The 16,224-nt window shown below is 65.1% G+C and carries 17 protein-coding genes and 1 pseudogene; 7 read left to right on the plus strand and 11 right to left on the minus strand.

Translation table 11 applies throughout. The features are described from left to right. Positions 1 to 29 precede the first annotated feature (29 nt). Positions 30 to 545 carry a GFA family protein gene (locus tag JQ573_RS17690; protein ID WP_246667498.1) on the minus strand — a complete coding sequence of 172 codons (516 nt, stop codon included), beginning with the start codon at positions 543 to 545 and terminating at the stop codon, positions 30 to 32. A gap of 217 nt (positions 546 to 762) precedes the next feature. Next, complete coding sequence (locus JQ573_RS17695) at positions 763 to 1,890, minus strand: alkene reductase (RefSeq protein ID WP_212313722.1); 1,128 nt, start codon at positions 1,888 to 1,890, stop codon at positions 763 to 765. A 145-nt stretch (positions 1,891 to 2,035) separates the two neighbouring features. Between JQ573_RS17695 and JQ573_RS17700 the strand changes: the two genes are divergently transcribed. After that, entirely contained in the window at positions 2,036 to 2,419 is a 384-nt protein-coding gene (locus JQ573_RS17700) for a winged helix-turn-helix domain-containing protein (protein WP_097671715.1), read from the plus strand. A 279-nt stretch (positions 2,420 to 2,698) separates the two neighbouring features. Here JQ573_RS17700 and JQ573_RS17705 read toward each other — a convergent pair whose 3' ends face one another. After that, positions 2,699 to 4,195: an aldehyde dehydrogenase family protein gene (locus JQ573_RS17705; protein WP_212313724.1), complete on the minus strand. Its 1,497-nt coding sequence runs from the start codon at positions 4,193 to 4,195 to the stop codon at positions 2,699 to 2,701. A 265-nt stretch (positions 4,196 to 4,460) separates the two neighbouring features. On the opposite strand from JQ573_RS17705, the gene JQ573_RS17710 reads away from it, so the two are divergent. Then, positions 4,461 to 5,312 (plus strand): SDR family oxidoreductase, encoded by an 852-nt coding sequence (locus tag JQ573_RS17710; RefSeq protein WP_212313726.1) that lies wholly within the window; start codon positions 4,461 to 4,463, stop codon positions 5,310 to 5,312. An 82-nt stretch (positions 5,313 to 5,394) separates the two neighbouring features. Here the strand turns inward: JQ573_RS17710 and JQ573_RS17715 are convergent, their stop codons facing one another. Further along, positions 5,395 to 5,982 (minus strand): TetR/AcrR family transcriptional regulator, encoded by a 588-nt coding sequence (locus tag JQ573_RS17715; RefSeq protein WP_212313728.1) that lies wholly within the window; start codon positions 5,980 to 5,982, stop codon positions 5,395 to 5,397. Positions 5,983 to 6,062: 80 nt separating this feature from the next. Here JQ573_RS17715 and JQ573_RS17720 point away from each other — a divergent pair, with 80 nt between their 5' ends. The 3 genes and pseudogenes from JQ573_RS17720 to JQ573_RS40235 all read left to right on the plus strand — a co-directional run. Beyond that, the gene (locus JQ573_RS17720; protein WP_212313730.1) at positions 6,063 to 6,983 is read left to right on the plus strand and encodes an NAD(P)H-binding protein; all 921 of its coding nucleotides are present in this window, start codon (positions 6,063 to 6,065) and stop codon (positions 6,981 to 6,983) included. A 40-nt stretch (positions 6,984 to 7,023) separates the two neighbouring features. Next, positions 7,024 to 7,311 (plus strand): DUF1330 domain-containing protein, encoded by a 288-nt coding sequence (locus tag JQ573_RS17725; RefSeq protein WP_212313732.1) that lies wholly within the window; start codon positions 7,024 to 7,026, stop codon positions 7,309 to 7,311. A 37-nt stretch (positions 7,312 to 7,348) separates the two neighbouring features. Then, positions 7,349 to 7,444 (plus strand): annotated as a pseudogene (locus tag JQ573_RS40235) (short-chain dehydrogenase); the annotation flags it as partial. 262 nt (positions 7,445 to 7,706) lie between these two features. Here the strand turns inward: JQ573_RS40235 and JQ573_RS17730 are convergent. After that, complete coding sequence (locus tag JQ573_RS17730) at positions 7,707 to 8,087, minus strand: hypothetical protein (RefSeq protein WP_212313734.1); 381 nt, start codon at positions 8,085 to 8,087, stop codon at positions 7,707 to 7,709. Positions 8,088 to 8,264: 177 nt separating this feature from the next. On the opposite strand from JQ573_RS17730, the gene JQ573_RS17735 reads away from it, so the two are divergent. Together JQ573_RS17735 and JQ573_RS17740 are read left to right on the plus strand one after the other, a co-directional pair. Next, positions 8,265 to 9,674: an aldehyde dehydrogenase family protein gene (locus tag JQ573_RS17735; protein ID WP_212313737.1), complete on the plus strand. Its 1,410-nt coding sequence runs from the start codon at positions 8,265 to 8,267 to the stop codon at positions 9,672 to 9,674. Between the two features lie 82 nt (positions 9,675 to 9,756). Then, positions 9,757 to 10,332, plus strand: a complete 576-nt coding sequence (locus tag JQ573_RS17740) for a DUF2478 domain-containing protein (protein WP_212313739.1) — start codon at positions 9,757 to 9,759, stop codon at positions 10,330 to 10,332. 196 nt (positions 10,333 to 10,528) lie between these two features. Here the strand turns inward: JQ573_RS17740 and JQ573_RS17745 are convergent, their stop codons facing one another. The 6 genes from JQ573_RS17745 to JQ573_RS17770 form a co-directional block, all read right to left on the minus strand. Then, entirely contained in the window at positions 10,529 to 10,735 is a 207-nt protein-coding gene (locus JQ573_RS17745) for a hypothetical protein (protein ID WP_024581255.1), read from the minus strand. A 192-nt stretch (positions 10,736 to 10,927) separates the two neighbouring features. Further along, the gene (locus tag JQ573_RS17750; RefSeq protein WP_212313741.1) at positions 10,928 to 11,923 is read right to left on the minus strand and encodes a hypothetical protein; all 996 of its coding nucleotides are present in this window, start codon (positions 11,921 to 11,923) and stop codon (positions 10,928 to 10,930) included. Beyond that, positions 11,920 to 13,041, minus strand: coding sequence for a GNAT family N-acetyltransferase (locus JQ573_RS17755; protein ID WP_212313743.1), 1,122 nt, complete (start codon positions 13,039 to 13,041; stop codon positions 11,920 to 11,922). The genes JQ573_RS17750 and JQ573_RS17755 overlap by 4 nt, the downstream gene beginning before the upstream one ends. Further along, the gene (locus JQ573_RS17760) at positions 13,038 to 14,237 is read right to left on the minus strand and encodes a hypothetical protein (RefSeq protein ID WP_212313745.1); all 1,200 of its coding nucleotides are present in this window, start codon (positions 14,235 to 14,237) and stop codon (positions 13,038 to 13,040) included. Before JQ573_RS17760 ends, JQ573_RS17755 begins: the two co-directional genes overlap by 4 nt. Continuing rightward, positions 14,234 to 15,109: a ThiF family adenylyltransferase gene (locus JQ573_RS17765; RefSeq protein WP_212313747.1), complete on the minus strand. Its 876-nt coding sequence runs from the start codon at positions 15,107 to 15,109 to the stop codon at positions 14,234 to 14,236. The genes JQ573_RS17760 and JQ573_RS17765 overlap by 4 nt, the downstream gene beginning before the upstream one ends. Continuing rightward, positions 15,106 to 16,161 (minus strand): hypothetical protein, encoded by a 1,056-nt coding sequence (locus tag JQ573_RS17770; protein ID WP_212313749.1) that lies wholly within the window; start codon positions 16,159 to 16,161, stop codon positions 15,106 to 15,108. The genes JQ573_RS17765 and JQ573_RS17770 overlap by 4 nt, the downstream gene beginning before the upstream one ends. Positions 16,162 to 16,224 lie beyond the last annotated feature (63 nt).

The raw sequence follows: 16,224 nt of genomic DNA on the forward strand, positions 1-16,224 counted from the left end.
GTCCTGATTCAATCAGCACCGAAAATGCCCTAGAACATCCCCTCGCGCTCGCTGCGCTTCTTCTTTTTCGAACGTTGCCAGACCACGCCGGGATAGCCCTTCAGCGGCACCAGCGGCTCGCCGGTGTAGGCCCACTCCTGCAATTCCTCGATCGCGATATGGTAGAGTGGCTGCCGGCCGGTGCGCCCCGAGAACAGTGCGCGCGGAATGTTCACCATGTGCGGCGACCGTGCGCGCTCGTAGATGATAGGCGTGCCGCAATTGGCGCAGAAGCTGCGCGCGGTCTTGCTTTTCGCGTCCTCGTAGCGCGAGAGCTCGCTTTCGCCTTGGGTGATACGGAAGCGCTTCTTCCAGCTGCCGACATAGGTCGCATAAACCGCGCCATGGGCACGGCGGCTCGCGGCGGTGTGATCGTGCCAGGCCCAGCGCGCCGGTACGTCGATCTCGAACCGCACCTTGCCGCACAGGCATTGGCCGGCCGCAGGCTTTGCCAGCGCCACCGGCTTGGGCTTTTTCGTCGGCTCGAACTCGTCGTCCGGAAACATCGGGAGCTCTCCGGCTTTGCCCGCAGTCATTGCGAGCGCAGCGAAGCAATCCATCTATCGGTGCGTGAGGAGCGATGGATTGCTTCGTCGCTCCGCTCCTCGCAATGACGAGAAAGGAAACATCGTAGCCCGGATGAGCGAAGCGACATCCGGGAACAGCCTCACGTTCGGCCCCGGATGTCGCTTTGCTCACCCGGGCTACAAGAACAACGCGGGTCTAGGCCTGCGCCATCTCGTCGTGGACGGGATAATCCGTGTAGCCCTTCTCCTCGCCGGCATAGAAGGTGGCGCGGTTGTACTTGGTCAGCGGATAGCCGCGCTGCAGGCGGCGCGGCAGGTCCGGGTTGGAGATGAAATAGCGGCCGAACGCGATCGCATCGGCATGACCTTCCGCGACTGCGCTCTGCGCGCTGTCGCCGACGAAATTGCCGGCGGTGATCAGGACACCGCTCCACATCGGGCGGTACAGCACCATCGCCGACGGCACGTTCTGCCAGTCGACCTCGGCGCGGCCGGTGCCCGAGGCGCGCGGCTCGATGAAATGCAGATAGGCGAGCCCGAACTTGTCCAGCGCCTTGATGGCATGGCTGTAGAGCGGCATCGGGTCGGCCTCGCCGCTACCATTGGCAATGCCGTAGGGCGAGAGCCGCACGCCGACGCGGTTGGCGCCCCAGACCTCGGTCACCGCCTGCGTCACTTCCAGCAGGAAGCGGACGCGGTTCTCGATCGAGCCGCCATATTGGTCGGTCCGTAGATTGCTGCGCGATTGCAGGAACTGCTCGATCAAATAGCCATTGGCGCCGTGGATCTCGACGCCGTCGAAGCCGGCGGCGAGCGCGTTCTTCGCGCCCTGCCGATAGGCATCGACCATCAGGGCGACCTCGGCGGTCTCGAGTGCGCGTGGCGTCTCGTAGTCGACCACCTTGCCGTCCGCCGTCATGCACTTGAACTCGGGCGGGATCGCGACTGCCGACGGCGCCACCGGCAGCGCACCATCCGGCTGGAACGAGGAATGCGAGACGCGGCCGACGTGCCAGAGCTGCAGGAAGATCAAGCCGCCCTTGGCGTGCACGGCATCCACCACCTCGCGCCAGCCCGCGATCTGGGTATCGCTATAGATGCCGGGGACGCCGGGATTGCCGAAGCCGGTGGCGACCACCGGCGAGGCTTCCGCGATCAGCAGGCCGCCGGGCGTGGCTCGCTGCGCGTAATATTCCGCGTTCATCGGCCGCGGCGCGAGGCTCGGCCGCGCCGCCCGCATCCGCGTCAGCGGCGCCATCACGACGCGATGCTTCAGCTCATAGGGACCGACCTTGAGCGGCGAAAACAGCGATGGAGAACTCATGCCTACCCCGATTATTCTTATGTGGTTTCCGTTATAGTGTGAAAGTCGGTTACCACTTTTCCGGACCATGCCCGTTATGTCACGGGTTCATCTTGTTCGCAAAAGCAGGTAGTGGCAATCTAGCGAACAGACAAGCAGGCTTGCCATGTCGAAAACGAGCGCCACATCGCTCCCCTCGTTGAGCGTCCGCATCGATCTCGATGCCGAAGACCGCATCGGACCGGGCAAGATCCTGCTGCTCGAGCAGATCAGGGAATGCGGCTCGATCTCCGCCGCCGGCCGCGCCATGGACATGAGCTACAAGCGCGCCTGGGACCTGGTCGACGAGATCAACCGCATCTGCCGGCAGGCGGCGGTGGAACGCCAGACCGGCGGCAAGAATGGCGGCGGCGCGGTGCTGACCCCGTTCGGCCTCTCTTTGGTGGCACGCTACCGCAAGATCGAACGCGATGCGGCGACCGCCGTGCGCAAGGATCTCGAGGCCCTGCGCAGCGACATCGGCAAGCCGAAGAAGGCCGCGGGGCGGTAAACGCAGGAACCGGCGGCCGTTACAGGGGCGCTTACGAAAATATCGAAAACAACCCCATGCACAGTAGCCGGCGGCGGCCGGCGCTCGACAAGGCAACTTGACGCGTCGGGCAAATCAGGGATATTCTTCTAGTATTCCGAAATCGTGCTGGCGTTGGGTGAGGGGCTTCTCTCCGCGAGCGCGCCGAACGTTGAGACCTGTACCCCCTCACCCGGATTGCATCTGTCGATGCAATCCGACCTCTCCCCGCAAGCGGGGAGAGGTGAGAAGAAGCAAGCGCTAACCCGTCTTGATCCAGACCGCCTTGACGTTGAGGTATTCCTCGACGTGCTGCTTGCCGGACTCGCGGCCGTAGCCGCTCATCTTGTAGCCGCCGAACGGCACCGCCGGATCCATCGCCTGGTAGCAATTGACCCAGACCGAGCCGGCGCGCAGCGCCTTGGCGACCTGGTGCGCCTTGCTGACATTGGTGGTCCAGACGCCCGAGCCGAGCCCGAAGGTGGTGGCATTGGCGCGCTTGATCAGCTCGTCCGGATCCTTGAACGAGATCGCCGAGATCACCGGGCCGAAGATCTCCTCCTGCGCGATGCGCATGTTGTCCTGCACATTGGCGAACACGGTCGGCTGCACGAAATAGCCCTTCGACAACGCACCCTCGGTGAGGCGGCCGCCGCCGGCCAGCGCCTTGGCGCCTTCCTTCTGACCGATGTCGAGATAGCCGGAGACGCGGTCCATCTGCTGCTGTGATACCAACGGCCCGATCTGGGTGTTGGGGTCGAGGCCGTTGCCGACCTGCAGCTTCTTGCCGAACTCGGCGACGCGGCCGACGAATTCGTCATAGACCTGCTGCTCGACGAACAGCCGCGTGCCGGCGCTGCAGATCTGGCCGGAATTGGCGAACACCGCCATCGCAGCGCCCGGGACCGCGGCGTCGAGGTCGGCGTCGGCGAACACGATGTCCGGCGACTTGCCGCCGAGCTCGAGCGAGACGCGCTTGAGGTTGCCGGCCGACGCACGGATGATCGACTGGCCCGTGACGTGCGAGCCGGTGAAGGCGACCTTGTCGACATCGGGATGCGAGGCGAGCGCCGCGCCCGCGGTCTCGCCATAGCCCGGCACGACGTTGACGACGCCGGGCGGAATGCCGGCCTCCATGCAGAGCTCGCCGATGCGCAGCGAGGTCAGCGGCGATTCCTCGGCCGGCTTCAGCACCACGGTGCAGCCGGTCGCGATCGCCGGGCCGATCTTCCAGATCGATGCGGTCAGCGGGCCGTTCCAGGGGATGATGGCGCCGACCACGCCGATCGGCTCCTTCAGCGTGTAGGAGAAGATCTCGCCGGGCAGCGAATTCTCGATGGTCTCACCATGGATCGCGGTCGCCTGACCGGCATAGTAGCGCAGCATGCCGAGCGCGCGCAGCCGGTTGCCGCGGGTGCGGCTGATCGGCGCGCCCATGTCGAGCGTGTCGAGCTGGGACAGTTCCTCGAAATTGGCTTCGACGAGCTCGGCGAGCTTGAGCAGCATGTTCTGCCGCTCGAACGGCTTCACCTTGCTCCACGGCCCTTCGAAGGCGCGGCGCGCTGCTGCAACCGCACGGTTGATGTCCTCGGCATCGCCCTCGGCGACGGATGCGAGCAATTCGCCGGTAGCGGGGTTGTGGGTTTCGAATTTCTTGCCGGAGGCGGCGTCGACCCATTTGCCGTCGATCAGCATCTTCTTGTAGGAGCCATCGGCATAAGGATGGCGCGTGATCGGAATAGCCTGCGAAACAGCCATGGTTGCACTCCCTGTAAAATGTCGGCTGAGGTGTTTTGGAAGCGTTATATCGGTGATTCTACAGCGCGGCCGCGAAACCGTAAAGCGATGCAAGCGTTGTCGAGGGTGGCGCGCATGAAAACCTCCCATGCACCTGCGTGCATGCCGGGTGCGATATGCTAGAATGGAGTTTGTTGTTTGACGCGTTTTCTTCACGCGAACCGGGAACCACTTCGCTTGAAAACGCTATCGAAACCTCAGCCACAGATGTGTCCGGAGAGCGACGATGCCCCATCCCGTGATGTTACCCAATCATGTTGCCGTGATCACCGGCGGCGCATCCGGTATCGGGCTTGCCGCCGCGACGCGGTTTGCCGAAGCCGGCATGAAGCTCTGCATCGCCGATCTCGGCGATGACAGGCTGAAGGCGGCTGCGGCAAAACTGTCATCTGCCGCACCTGGTGGCGCCGCCAACATCATGACGGCTGCGGTCGACGTCAGCCGCGCCGATGAGGTCGCAAGCCTTGAGGCCGCCGTGGCGAAGAAGTTCGGCGGCACCGACATCCTGATGAACAATGCCGGCATCCAGCCCGGCAGCGCGATGTTCGGGCCCGCGGACAATTGGCAGCGCATCCTTGGCGTCAATCTGTGGGGCGTGATCAACGGCACGCAGGCGTTTGCGCCGAACATGATCAAGCGCGGCCGGCCCGGGCTGATCATCAACACCGGCTCCAAGCAGGGCATCACCATGCCACCCGGCGATCCCGCCTACAACGTCTCCAAGGCCGGCGTGAAGGCGTTCACCGAGGCGCTGCAGCACGAGCTGCGCAACACCGACGGCTGCAAGATCACGGCGCATCTTTTGATCCCGGGTTTTGTCTTCACCGGGCTGACCGCGCGCGGCCGCACCGAGAAGCCGGCCGGCGCCTGGACATCGGAGCAGACCGTCGACTTCATGATCGAGCACCTCACAGCCGGCGATTTCTACATCCTCTGCCCGGACAACGACGTGCCGCGCGCGCTCGACGAACGCCGCATCCTGTGGGCCGCCGGCGACATCGTCGAGAACCGCCCGCCGCTGTCGCGCTGGCATCCGGATTTCGGCGACGCATTCGCTGCGTTCGTGAAGGGGAAGTAGTTACACCATCATTTGCGAAGAGCGAAACGACGAAGCCTGTCATCGGGCGCGCATTGGCGCGGCCCGTTGGCTTGCACTGACGTCATGAGCCGCTGACACGAGTGTCGGGCCAAACCGACATCGCGACGTCGATCATGCGATCGAGCATGCTCGGATCACCACCCGCTTGCGGGAAGTTCAATACGGCCTGCAGCACACCGAGATAATACCAAGCCATTGCATCGATGTCGGTATCCTCGGCCAGCTCACCCGCCACCACGCCTTCACGCAGAAGGCCTGCCAAAACGTCACGCTGACGTGCCGCTGCCGCCAGTGTGGCGACCTGTCCTGCTTTGGACAGTGCCGAGATCTCGGCACAGCTTCGCCCGATTAGGCAGCCCACGGGACGGGATCTGTCCGGCAAAAACGCGTGCAGCAACGCGCGCAGTCGCCCGCGCGCGGTATCGGCCTTGGCAGAGGTCATGCGCCGCAAGACGCGCTGCGTATAAGCTGCGAGGGCTTCCCGGAACAGGCCGTCTTTGTCCTGGAATCGCTGATAGAGGCTGGAGCGCGACAGGCCCGTGGCCTCAGTCAGATCGCTGATGGCAGCGGCCGCATAGCCGTTGCGCCAGAAAACCTCGATTGCCGCAGCGATCACGGCAACTTCATCGAATTGCGGCTTGCCGCTCATAAACACCCCGCTTGACATCTTGGACCGATCGTTCCATTTATGTTGGACCGACCGTTCCAAGATACAAGGGAGATTTCGCTATGTCCAAGGAAATCCAACCGGTGTCGCACAAGCCGCGGATCGCCATAGCCGGTGCCACGGGTCGCGTCGGCTCGACGCTAGCCGGCCTCCTTGCTTCCGATCCGGTCGATATTACGGTGCTGACCCGGCGGCCCGACGCGCCGCAACTGCCGAAGGGTGTCCGCATCGCCGCTGTCGATTTCGATCGGCCGGATACGCTTCAGAGCGCGCTTCGTGATACCGATCGGCTGTTCGTTTCGCATGGTACGTCGCCACAGCAGGTGGCGAACGAGATCGCGCTGATCGACGCCGCCGTAGCCGCCGGCGTCCGCCATATCGTCAAACTCTCCGCCTTGGGGCCGGCGTCTCGCCTCAATCCTTTTGCCTGGCATATGCAAATCGAGGCACATCTGGCTCAGCAGCCGGTGGCGTCGACCGTCTTGCGGCCCTCGGCATACCCCGACATCCTCAAGCGCGCGGCTGGTCAAATCGCTGCCGGCTCCTGGGCGGGCGCCGCTGGCGAGGGGCGCGTGAACTTTATCGACACCCGTGACGTCGCCGACGTCGCACGCGTGGCATTGCTCGAGGAATTCAGCCCGGAGTCGCAGCGCGCTTATCATCTGACCGGGACACGGGCGTGGACCATGCTGCAGGTTGCCGAGCAACTGTCGAACCTGCTCGGCCAACCGGTCGTCTACAATCATCGATCGACCGAGGAACAGCGAGCCACGCTGCTGGCTGACGGCCTCCCGCCACTGGTCGCCGATTTGCTGGTCGGGCTGGACCAGATGTTTCGCGAATCCGCACTCGGAGAGACCACCTCGACCGTCGAGATATTGACCGGCCAGTCGCCGAGAACGCTGCCGCAATGGCTTGCCGAAAATATCGAGCTCTTTCGGAACTCAACCCAGCACCGGGCCGGGGCTACGCTCGCACGTTGAGCGTTTACTTGGCGACCAGTTGAGCAATGAGGGGTTTCAGATGAAAGCCTACCTGATTGTAACGTTGACGGTTCACGACGAACCGATGTTTGCAGAGTATCGAAGCCAAGTAGGGGACACGGCCGCGCCGTTTGGGGGACAGTTTCTTGCTGCTGGTGGCAAGGCGACAGTGCTGGAAGGTCAGTGGGAGCATCCCGGCACAGTGGTCGTTGAATTTCCGTCGCGAGAATCCGCTGAACGCTGGTACCACTCGGCCGCTTACCAGAAGATAATTGATCTTAGGCTCAAGAGCACGCGCGGCAGCTTGGCTATTCTGGACGGAGTTTGACAAGGCATCTGCGTGCGATCGACGGCGCCGCATCTCGTGGGCCGCCGGCGACATCGTCGAGAACCGCCCGCCGCTGTCGCGTTGGCATCCGGATTTCGGCGACGCATTCGCCGCGTTCGTGAAGGGGAAGTGAATTCGTAGGATGGGCTAACTCACCCTATCCCCATTCGTGCTGTCATCGCCCGGCTTGACCGGGCGATCCAGTATTCCAGAGACTTCAGTGCCTAAACCGAGGGGCCGCGGCGTACTGGATGCCCCGCATGAAGCGGGGCATGACAGCGGAGTATATGCGGACAATAGAATCGTAGGATGGGTAGAGCGAAGCGAAACCCATCATCTCTCCTGCGGCCCGCTGTTTGATGGGTATCGCTTCGCTCCACCCATCCTACGAACTCTCAATTCGCCCGCACCCGCACCGGCGTCGCCGGCTGCGCCACCAGCGCCTCACCGAGCTCGCTCTGCTGGGCGCGCGGGATCGAGAAGCAGACGCTGAAGCCGTCCGATGTTTTGAGCGTCATCATGCCATGGCTCGGATCGGTCGACTGCTCGAGCACCCATGAATCCAGCGGATAGGCGTAGCGCAAGCTCTGGTCGCCGAAACGCGTCTGCAGCGCCTTGCTGATCAACCCGGGCAGCGTCATGACCAGCGCGCCGACCTGATTGATCGACAGGCGGATGGTTGCGGGTTCACCCTTGCCGTCGACGAATCCCAGCGAAATGGCGCAGCCGTCGGCCGCAACTTCGCAGGTGGTGAGCTCCTGGGTTTCGATCTGCATACCGGCACTCCGGATCATTTCTTCGTTATATTCGTAAAGATATATCGCTCGGCCTGCCGCCGTCCAGCCGTTATTCGCGGACCATCTTTGGCCGTGGCCCGCCCGCTGCAATCGTGATATATGACGGGATATAGCGAGGCCCGCGAAGGGCCCGTTTGACCAGGGAGAGCAAAGCCTATGAGTGATTACAAGCTTCTCATCGACGGCAAGATGGTACCCGGCGACCAGACCATGCCGGTGCTCAATCCGGCGACCGAAGAGGTGGTGGCGCAATGCCCCCGCGCCTCCAAGGACCAGCTCGACAAGGCCGTCGCCGCCGCGAAGGCCGCCTACCCGGCATGGGCCGCCACGCCGATGGAAGAGCGCCGCAAGCTCATCATCAAGATGGCCGAGGCGATCGAGGCCAACACCAACGAGCTCGCGCACATCCTGACCAGCGAACAGGGCAAGCCGCTCGCGGATGCCACCGGCGAAGTCATGGGCATGGCGGGCTTCTTCCGCTACCTCGGCTCGCTCGATCTGCCGATGCGCGTGGTCGAGAATTCCGGCGACCGCAAGGTCGAGGCCTATCGCCGCCCGCTCGGCGTGGTCGGCGCGATCATTCCCTGGAACTATCCACTCTTGATCCTGGCGTTCAAGCTGCCGTCGGCGCTGCTCGCCGGCAACACCCTGGTGGTGAAGCCTGCGCCCACCACGCCGCTGGCTTCGCTGCGCTTTGCCGAACTGGTCAAGGACATCCTGCCGAAGGGCGTGCTCAACTTCATCGCCGACGCCAACGATCTCGGCGATCACATGACCAAGCACCCTGACATCCGCAAGATCTCCTTCACCGGCTCGACGGCGACCGGCCAGAAGGTGATGGCGAGCGCATCGCAGACGTTGAAGCGGATCACGCTCGAGCTCGGCGGCAACGACGCCGGCATCGTGCTCGACGACGTCGATCCGAAGAAGGTGGCGCCCGGCATCTTCGAGGGCGCGTTCCAGAACTCCGGCCAGGTCTGCCTCGCCATCAAGCGGCTCTATGTGCACGAATCCGTCTATGACGAGATCTGCAACGAGCTGGTCGCGATTGCGAAGAACACCGTCGTCGACGACGGCTCCAAGCAGGGCACCAAGCTCGGCCCGCTGCAGAACAAGATGCAGTACGAGAAGGTGAAGGCGTTCCTCGACGACGCCCGCAAGAACGGCAATGTGATCGCCGGCGGCGCCGCGATGGACCGTCCCGGCTACTTCATCGAGCCGACCATCGTGCGCGACATCAAGGAAGGCTCCAAGCTGGTCGACGAGGAGCAGTTCGGCCCGGTGCTGCCCGTGATCAAATACTCCGACAAGGATGACGCGATCCGCCGCGCCAACGCCACCACCTACGGCCTCGGCGCGTCGGTCTGGTCGTCCGACATCAAGCGGGCGCACGAGATCGCGACCCAGATCGAGGCCGGCACGGTGTGGATCAACAAGCACCTCGACATGGCCCCGAACATCCCGTTCGGCGGCGCCAAGCAGTCGGGCATCGGCACCGAATTCGCCGAGGAAGGTCTCGCCGAATTCACCCAGCTGCAGATCATCAACGGCCCGCCGGCCGCCTGATCCGAAAGACATGCGGCCGCGACGCCTTGGCACCCCTTGGCGCCGCGGCCGCCGCTCTCCTCCACAACGAACAGAGCTCATCATGTTCGATGCCCAATGCGACCTTGCCGCCCTGGTCTATGACGACAAGGACGATCCCGACGCCATCCTGCGCGACTTCGCCGGCGACCTGAAGGCGCTCGGCGCGCGCGTCGTCGGCATGGTGCAATCAGGCCAATGCGCGGATTCCAGCCTGTCGGCAGTGCTGGTCCACAGCGGCGAGACGCTGCTGCTGGCGCAGCCGCCGGCCCCGAGTACGACAAGTTCTGGTGCGACCGGCTGCAAGCTCGATCTGTCGCGGCTGCAGGACGCCGGCGTCCGCGTCGCCGACGCGCTCGCTGAAGGCGCCGATCTCGTCATCATCAACCGCTTCGGCAAGCGGGAACGCGACGGCAAGGGCCTTGGCTTCGTGATCGAGCGCGCGCTCGACGCCGACATTCCCGTCGTGATCGCGGTGTCGCGCCAGAGCTTTGCCGACTGGATCAAGTTCGCCGGCGGCATGAGCGTGAAGCTCGCCTGCGACCGCCACGCGCTGGACGCCTGGTGGCGCAACGTCTCGCTGCGGACCGCGGCCCGGATCGCGCCGAATCACACCACGGTCTGCGAGGCGTTCAAGTAGATCGCTTTGTGGGCTAACGCTCTGCCACCCCACCTGCGGACCATCACCGTCATCCCCGCGCAAAGGCTTCACCTTTGCGCGGGGATCACGGTGTGAGAATTGTAGCGAGCGGCCTTCCCACGCCGTCGTCCTGGCGAAAGCCAGGACGACGCCGAATACATTCGCATTCTCTCAGGATGACGGAAGCGAGGCTCGCTTACAGCGTTTCCTGCTTGTGGTCGCAGTTCTTGCAGGTGAACTTGACGCGGGACTGGCCCTTTTCCGCCTGCACCCGGTTCGGCGCGCCGCATTTGCCGCAAACGGCCTCGATCCGGGTCGTGCCCTGCTTGATGACCAGGTTCCGCTTTTCCATGGTCTCGCGGATCAGGCGCTCGGCCTCCTCGCGCAGCGATTGCTTCGACATCATCTCCACCGGTCTTTGGTTAGCGGGCGGCGTCATAGCACGACCGCATGAAGCTTTGACAGCGGATATCGCACCTGATCTGTCAGCGCCTAGAGCATTTTCGGTTCTGATTGAATCAGAACCGAAGCTCTAGATTCTTGTTTTGACGCGTTTTCTTCACGCGAACCGGTGTCCACTTCGCTCGAAAACGCTCTAGACGATGAGCCGATCGACCGGCAGCCGGAAATGCCGCGGTTCCAGTGGTTTTGCCGGCCGACCTATGCGGAACACGTTGACGAGGCGCAGATCGGTGCCGATCCCGCCGAGCTTGCGCAGCCGGTCGTTGAAATCAGGGTGATCGGCCAGCGCCGAGATCGGGCATGCCACGAGCCCGGCGCGATCGATCTCCAGCCAGCACCGGTAGAAATGCCGCCCCGTCGTGAGTGGATCCTCACCGACCGGACGACAGAACAGCACGATCGCCGCGGCCGAGGCGGTCTTGGCGCTGTCTGACAGCAGCGATGCGGCGAGGCCGAGACGATCGAGCGGCTTGAACAGGCTGCCGAGCACGAAGCGGGCGGCGGTGGCCTCGACCGCGCTCATGGCAAGCGCTTCGCGATTGAGGCCGTCGAGCAGATAGTGCGGATGGTCGGGCGACAGCCGCATCCATTCGAGCAGTTCGGCCCGATAGTCGTCACCGTGCACGAAGGAGAATTCGGCCTGGTCGGCCCAGCCGGCGATATCGGCAATGGCCCGGCGATGACAGATGCTGATCAGATCGTCACGCGCGACGGCGAGCTGCACCAGCGGCGCGGGCTGATCCGGCGACGCCGCGAACTTGCCGCGCCACGACATCCGGTGCGCCACATGGCCGGCCAACGGATCGGGCGCGACACCTTGCCTGATCGCAAAGCTGCAGAGCGCAGTAAATTGCGGCGACAGCGGCTGCTCGATCGTGGTCATCGCCGTGATGGTGAGGCCGCGGCGGTTGAGCGCAAGGCTCATGCCCTCCAGCGCCGCGCCGTGCGAGACAAGCACGTCGTGTCCGGCGGGATCGGCGACCGGCGCGCGGACCCAGGTCGCGTCGACCAGCGCCAACCGCCCGTCACCGAGCAAACGCCAGCGCGTCGGCTGGATGTTGTGGACGCTCGGCGCCAGCCGCGCCTCGGCGACCAGCTCGCGCAGCAAGTCCGGCGTCAGCTCGCTCATGCCGCGGCCAGCCGCTTGGTGAACAGATGCAGCCGGTGCAGCGGCGTGGCGCCCGCCTTCTCGACCTGGCGCAGCGACGGCGCGTTGATGTCGGCGATCCAGGTGCCGCCGAGCGTGCGGTAGCCGGCCTCCTGCAACGCCAGCGCGGTGCGGTAGAGCATCGCGCCGTTGAGGCCGCGATTGTGCAGGTCGCGGCAGACCGACTGATAGATCAGCACGGCGCGGGTGTTCATCATGCGGTGCTGCACGAATTTGAACGGCGCGGTCAGCCCGATCCGGCCGCCGATCGCCTTGATCAGCGGGTTGAGATCGGGGATCGCGATGATCGCGCCGGCGGGCCGGCCACGGTGATAGACCACGGTCGAAATCCGCTTGTCGATGATCCACATCATGTCGCCGGCCTGGAACAGATATTCGGCCACGGTCGGCGGCACGAACATCGGGTTGTCGGCGAAGCCGTCGTTCAGGATCAGCCGTGCATCCTCCAGCCGCACCTTGAAGGCGGAGCGCTTGATCGGCTGCCAGACAAAGTCCTTGTCGGCCAGCACCGCGCGCTGCTTGTCGCCGAGCAGCTGCCCCGGCTTGCCGCCGTCGAGCGCGATCTCGAACGTCGTCATCGGGAAGGTCGCGGCATAGCCGGCGCGTTCAAGGTGCTGCGCGATATGCGGCGGCGACCACATCATGTCGGTGAACGGCGCATGGTCGAAGCCGTCGGTCATCACGCCGATCTGCTGCATCGCCGTCAGATTGAAATTGCCGGCGATACGGGTCATGCCGCGCGCGGACAGCCACTGCTCGGCAGTGCGCAACAACAGATCGGCAACATCAGGCTCGTCGATACAGTCGAAGAAACCGAACGCGCCGTGACGTGTGCCGTGCTTGCGGTTGGAGGCGTCGTGGATCGAGGCGGCGATGCGGCCGACCGGGCGGCCGTCGCGATGCGCCGAGAACAGCGCATAGCGGCCATGGCCTTCGGTGATGAACGGGTTCTCCGCAGCATCGAACATCCGGTCGAAATCGCTCCACAGCGGCGGCACGTAGAGGCTGTCGGGCCCATAGGCATTGAGCGGGGCGTCGAAGGCCGCCTTGCGGTCGCCTTCCCGGATCTCCAGCGTCATTTGGCCTCCGGGGTCAGCGCCAGCAGCCGCCGCACCAACGCCAGCGCGGTTTCGGTGGCGGGATCGGCCGCGGTGACCGGCACCGCGAGCACGATCAGGTCGAGCGGATCATGCGCGAGCACGATGACATGGGAGGCGCTGTTCGCTGTCATCAGCGAGGCCATGCGCTCGGCGGCGGGGTCGGTCGGCGCCAGTCCCCACGGCGCCTCGGAGCGGCGCAGCACGCGCCTCGTCGACAGGAAGTCGCGGAGCAGCGGCGGATCGTAGGGTGCAAGCTCGTCTTCGCGGAAGCGCCGCGCGCTCTCAAAGATCGGATGCCGTGCGAGCTCGGCGATCAGCTGCTCCCGCGTCTGCGCCGGCGACGCCGCGACCGAGTTGAGCACGCCGGGCTCCTGCGATTCGAACAGCGCCCGCAGAGCATCCGTCATCAGCCCGATGGTCAGCACGCCGGCAATCGCGACCGCGACGAACCGGATCATCTGCGCGGCATCGACATCGGGCGCCATGAAGGCGGCGGCGAGGCCGAGCAGACCCGAAGAAATCAGCCGCAGCGCCATCATCGCAAGCCCATGCCGCCGTGTCTCGGCGCCGCCACCGGCGATCAGCATCACGGTGACCGTGAGCAGCGCACCCAGCGCGCCGAGCCGGACCGGAATGTCGGGAAACAGCGTGCGGAAGTCGGTGAGGATGAACGGGATCACCACCAGCGCGCCGACCGCCATGCGGCCGATGCTGCGGTTCTCCGACGCCATCAGCGAGGCGCGGTCGCGCGTCGCCAGCAGCAGCGCGCAGGTCGCAAAGCCAACCAGCTGGAACAGCGCCAGCGTGATTGCATAGGGCATCACCAGGCGTTGCAGCCCGAACGCGCCGCCGAGGCCGAGCACGATGCCGCCTGCGAGCGCCGCGATCTTGACCGCGCGCGGCGCATGGCGGCGCAGGATGCCTTCGGTGACGATCAGCGCGCCGAGCGGAATCAGCGCGGCCGGGATCACCGAGAGACGATCGAGCAGCCAGCTTCCGCTCCACCACGCGAGGCCACGATCGAGGAACAGGGTCGCGATCACGCCGAGCGCGAGCAGCAGGCGGCGCGTCAGCGGGCTTCGGGGATCGCGCCGGTAGAACGTCATCATCGCCACCGCGACCCCGATGGCGCCGCAGAGATTGACGATGGAATCGGCGATCACCCCCGAGGTCATGCGACGCCCGTCAATTGATCGATCGCCCGCCGCACCAGCGGGCGCATCAGGGCCGCGATCAGCGCATTGCGCGGCTTCTCGATCGCGGGCCGGTGCGGATTGAGGAACCAACCGCGGCAGTCGGTGCCGGAGGTGCGGCCGAGGATCAGCGCGACCGCCTCATAGGCCATCAGCATGCCGGTCGAGATCACCATCGGCGCGAACGACATCCGGCTGCGGCGGCCGGCCGCGACTTCACCGGCGATCGCGAGGTCGACATAGTTGCGCGACGAGGAATGCAGCATGACGTGCTCGATCTCGGCACGCATCGCGGCGCGACGGTCGTCCTCGGTGATATCAATCCAGTCCTTGGCCAGCGTGGGAAAGCCGAGGCGCTCCTCGGGCCGCGGATCGTGCGGGCGCACCACGATCACCGACGGCAACGGCGACATATAGGCGTCGATCACGGTTGAACCGGCGCGCTTGGCGGTCCGGTACAGATGCACCCCGGCGGCGATATCGTCCATGCCGTTGACGATCACCGGGCAGCGTTCGGCAATGCCGGCGAGCTCACTGGTCCAGTTCTCGCCGAGCACCTCGACCTCGATGGTCGGGTTGATGCGTTTGGCGGCTTCGGCGGCGACGGCGGCCTTCTCGCGGCCGACCTCGTCGGCGAAGGCGAATACCTGGCGATTGAGGTTGGAGACCTCGAAGCGATCGATGTCGGCGATCACGAACTTGCCGACGCCGGCGCGCGCCAGCGCCATGAAGGCCGCGCCGCCCATGCCGCCGACGCCGCACACGAACACCCGCGCCTGGCGCAAGAGCTGCTGCTCGTGCTCGTCGATGAAGCCGATGTTGCGGCCGGTGAAGGAGTAGTAATCGAAATTCATCGCGCGGTCCCGCTCTCCTGCTTGCGCGGCCGCAAGGTGCCGAAGGCGCGGGTGTCGTCCATCCAGTAGACCACTGGCAGCACCAGCCGCTGCAATGCCAGCATTGCGGACGCCGCGAGCAGCGCCGGCAGCGAGCCCGAGGGCACCTCGCTCATCAGATAGCGGCGCGCGCCGGCAAGATCGACGCGGCCGATCTGCAGCACATCGTCGCCGCGGCCGTAATCCAGCTCGCGCTCGCAAAATTCGTTGTAGACGGCATCGCGATGCTTCGGCGCGATCTCGAAAGTCTTCTTCAGCGCATCCGAGCCGCCGGTATAGGCATTGGTGATCACCGAGCGCGCTTCGTCGAAGCCGGCCTCCTCGCCGACGCCGAACACCGCGCGATGCCGCGCCATGATGCCGCGCGCGAGCTGCAGATGCGCAAAGCTCTGCCGCGCCCCCGGCTGCGGCGACGGAAACACGTCCGAGAAGGTGTCGCTGACCATGCCGACCACCGCCGGCACCTGGGTGACATTGGAGATCCATTTCGGCCGCAAGCCATCGCGGGCGAACAGCACCAGCGCGGTCAGGCCGTAGAGCACCCAGGACAGCCCCTGCCCGCGCACATCGGGATCGACCATGACGAGGCCGAGATGGGTCACTTCAGCGGGCTCGCCGTCGAGCGGCACGTCCATCACCGACAGGGCGTTGAACGCGATCGGCCGTCCGGTGTCTTCCTCGGAGATCAGCGTGATGATGGCGCGCGACAGCCGCTCGGGCTCACCGGAGAAGATGCCATAAGTCAGGCTCTCCTCGGGCAGCGTCTTGGCGGCGACGACGCGGAGCTGCCCGACCAGCGCGTCGAGCTCGTCCTTCGGCAGCGACAGGCCGGGCGCCTCGACGATGCGGGTGCGCTGGCCGGCCTGGGTGCGCAAGGTGAGATCGATGGTCGGTTGCGACAGCGCCTTCAGCCAGAAGCCGCCATGGCTACGCAGGCCGTCAAAGGCCGCGCGCGCCTTCGCTAGGCTCTTGCTGCCGCCCGAAGCGGGCGTGCGATTGTCCGTGGACCCCATTTCTCTGTCCCTCGGCGCGATCTCTGCACTTTGGCCTGTTAAGGAGCCATGAGTGCAACCTGG

The sequence above is a fragment of the Bradyrhizobium sp. AUGA SZCCT0105 genome (assembly GCF_018129565.1).
Lineage (GTDB): Bacteria > Pseudomonadota > Alphaproteobacteria > Rhizobiales > Xanthobacteraceae > Bradyrhizobium.

Bases quoted from the DNA above. Each gene is read 5' to 3' on its own strand.
- JQ573_RS17715 (WP_212313728.1), bottom strand. From the start codon at position 5,982: ATGAGCGGCAAGCCGCAATTCGATGAAGTTGCCGTGATCGCTGCGGCA.
- JQ573_RS17770 (WP_212313749.1), bottom strand. From the start codon at position 16,161: ATGGGGTCCACGGACAATCGCACGCCCGCTTCGGGCGGCAGCAAGAGC.
- JQ573_RS17740 (WP_212313739.1), top strand. From the start codon at position 9,757: ATGTTCGATGCCCAATGCGACCTTGCCGCCCTGGTCTATGACGACAAG.
- JQ573_RS17745 (WP_024581255.1), bottom strand. From the start codon at position 10,735: ATGTCGAAGCAATCGCTGCGCGAGGAGGCCGAGCGCCTGATCCGCGAG.
- JQ573_RS17695 (WP_212313722.1), bottom strand. From the start codon at position 1,890: ATGAGTTCTCCATCGCTGTTTTCGCCGCTCAAGGTCGGTCCCTATGAG.
- JQ573_RS17700 (WP_097671715.1), top strand. From the start codon at position 2,036: ATGTCGAAAACGAGCGCCACATCGCTCCCCTCGTTGAGCGTCCGCATC.
- JQ573_RS17720 (WP_212313730.1), top strand. From the start codon at position 6,063: ATGTCCAAGGAAATCCAACCGGTGTCGCACAAGCCGCGGATCGCCATA.
- JQ573_RS17765 (WP_212313747.1), bottom strand. From the start codon at position 15,109: ATGAATTTCGATTACTACTCCTTCACCGGCCGCAACATCGGCTTCATC.
- JQ573_RS17755 (WP_212313743.1), bottom strand. From the start codon at position 13,041: ATGACGCTGGAGATCCGGGAAGGCGACCGCAAGGCGGCCTTCGACGCC.
- JQ573_RS17710 (WP_212313726.1), top strand. From the start codon at position 4,461: ATGCCCCATCCCGTGATGTTACCCAATCATGTTGCCGTGATCACCGGC.
- JQ573_RS17760 (WP_212313745.1), bottom strand. From the start codon at position 14,237: ATGACCTCGGGGGTGATCGCCGATTCCATCGTCAATCTCTGCGGCGCC.
- JQ573_RS17705 (WP_212313724.1), bottom strand. From the start codon at position 4,195: ATGGCTGTTTCGCAGGCTATTCCGATCACGCGCCATCCTTATGCCGAT.
- JQ573_RS17735 (WP_212313737.1), top strand. From the start codon at position 8,265: ATGAGTGATTACAAGCTTCTCATCGACGGCAAGATGGTACCCGGCGAC.
- JQ573_RS17730 (WP_212313734.1), bottom strand. From the start codon at position 8,087: ATGCAGATCGAAACCCAGGAGCTCACCACCTGCGAAGTTGCGGCCGAC.
- JQ573_RS17690 (WP_246667498.1), bottom strand. From the start codon at position 545: ATGTTTCCGGACGACGAGTTCGAGCCGACGAAAAAGCCCAAGCCGGTG.
- JQ573_RS17750 (WP_212313741.1), bottom strand. From the start codon at position 11,923: ATGAGCGAGCTGACGCCGGACTTGCTGCGCGAGCTGGTCGCCGAGGCG.
- JQ573_RS17725 (WP_212313732.1), top strand. From the start codon at position 7,024: ATGAAAGCCTACCTGATTGTAACGTTGACGGTTCACGACGAACCGATG.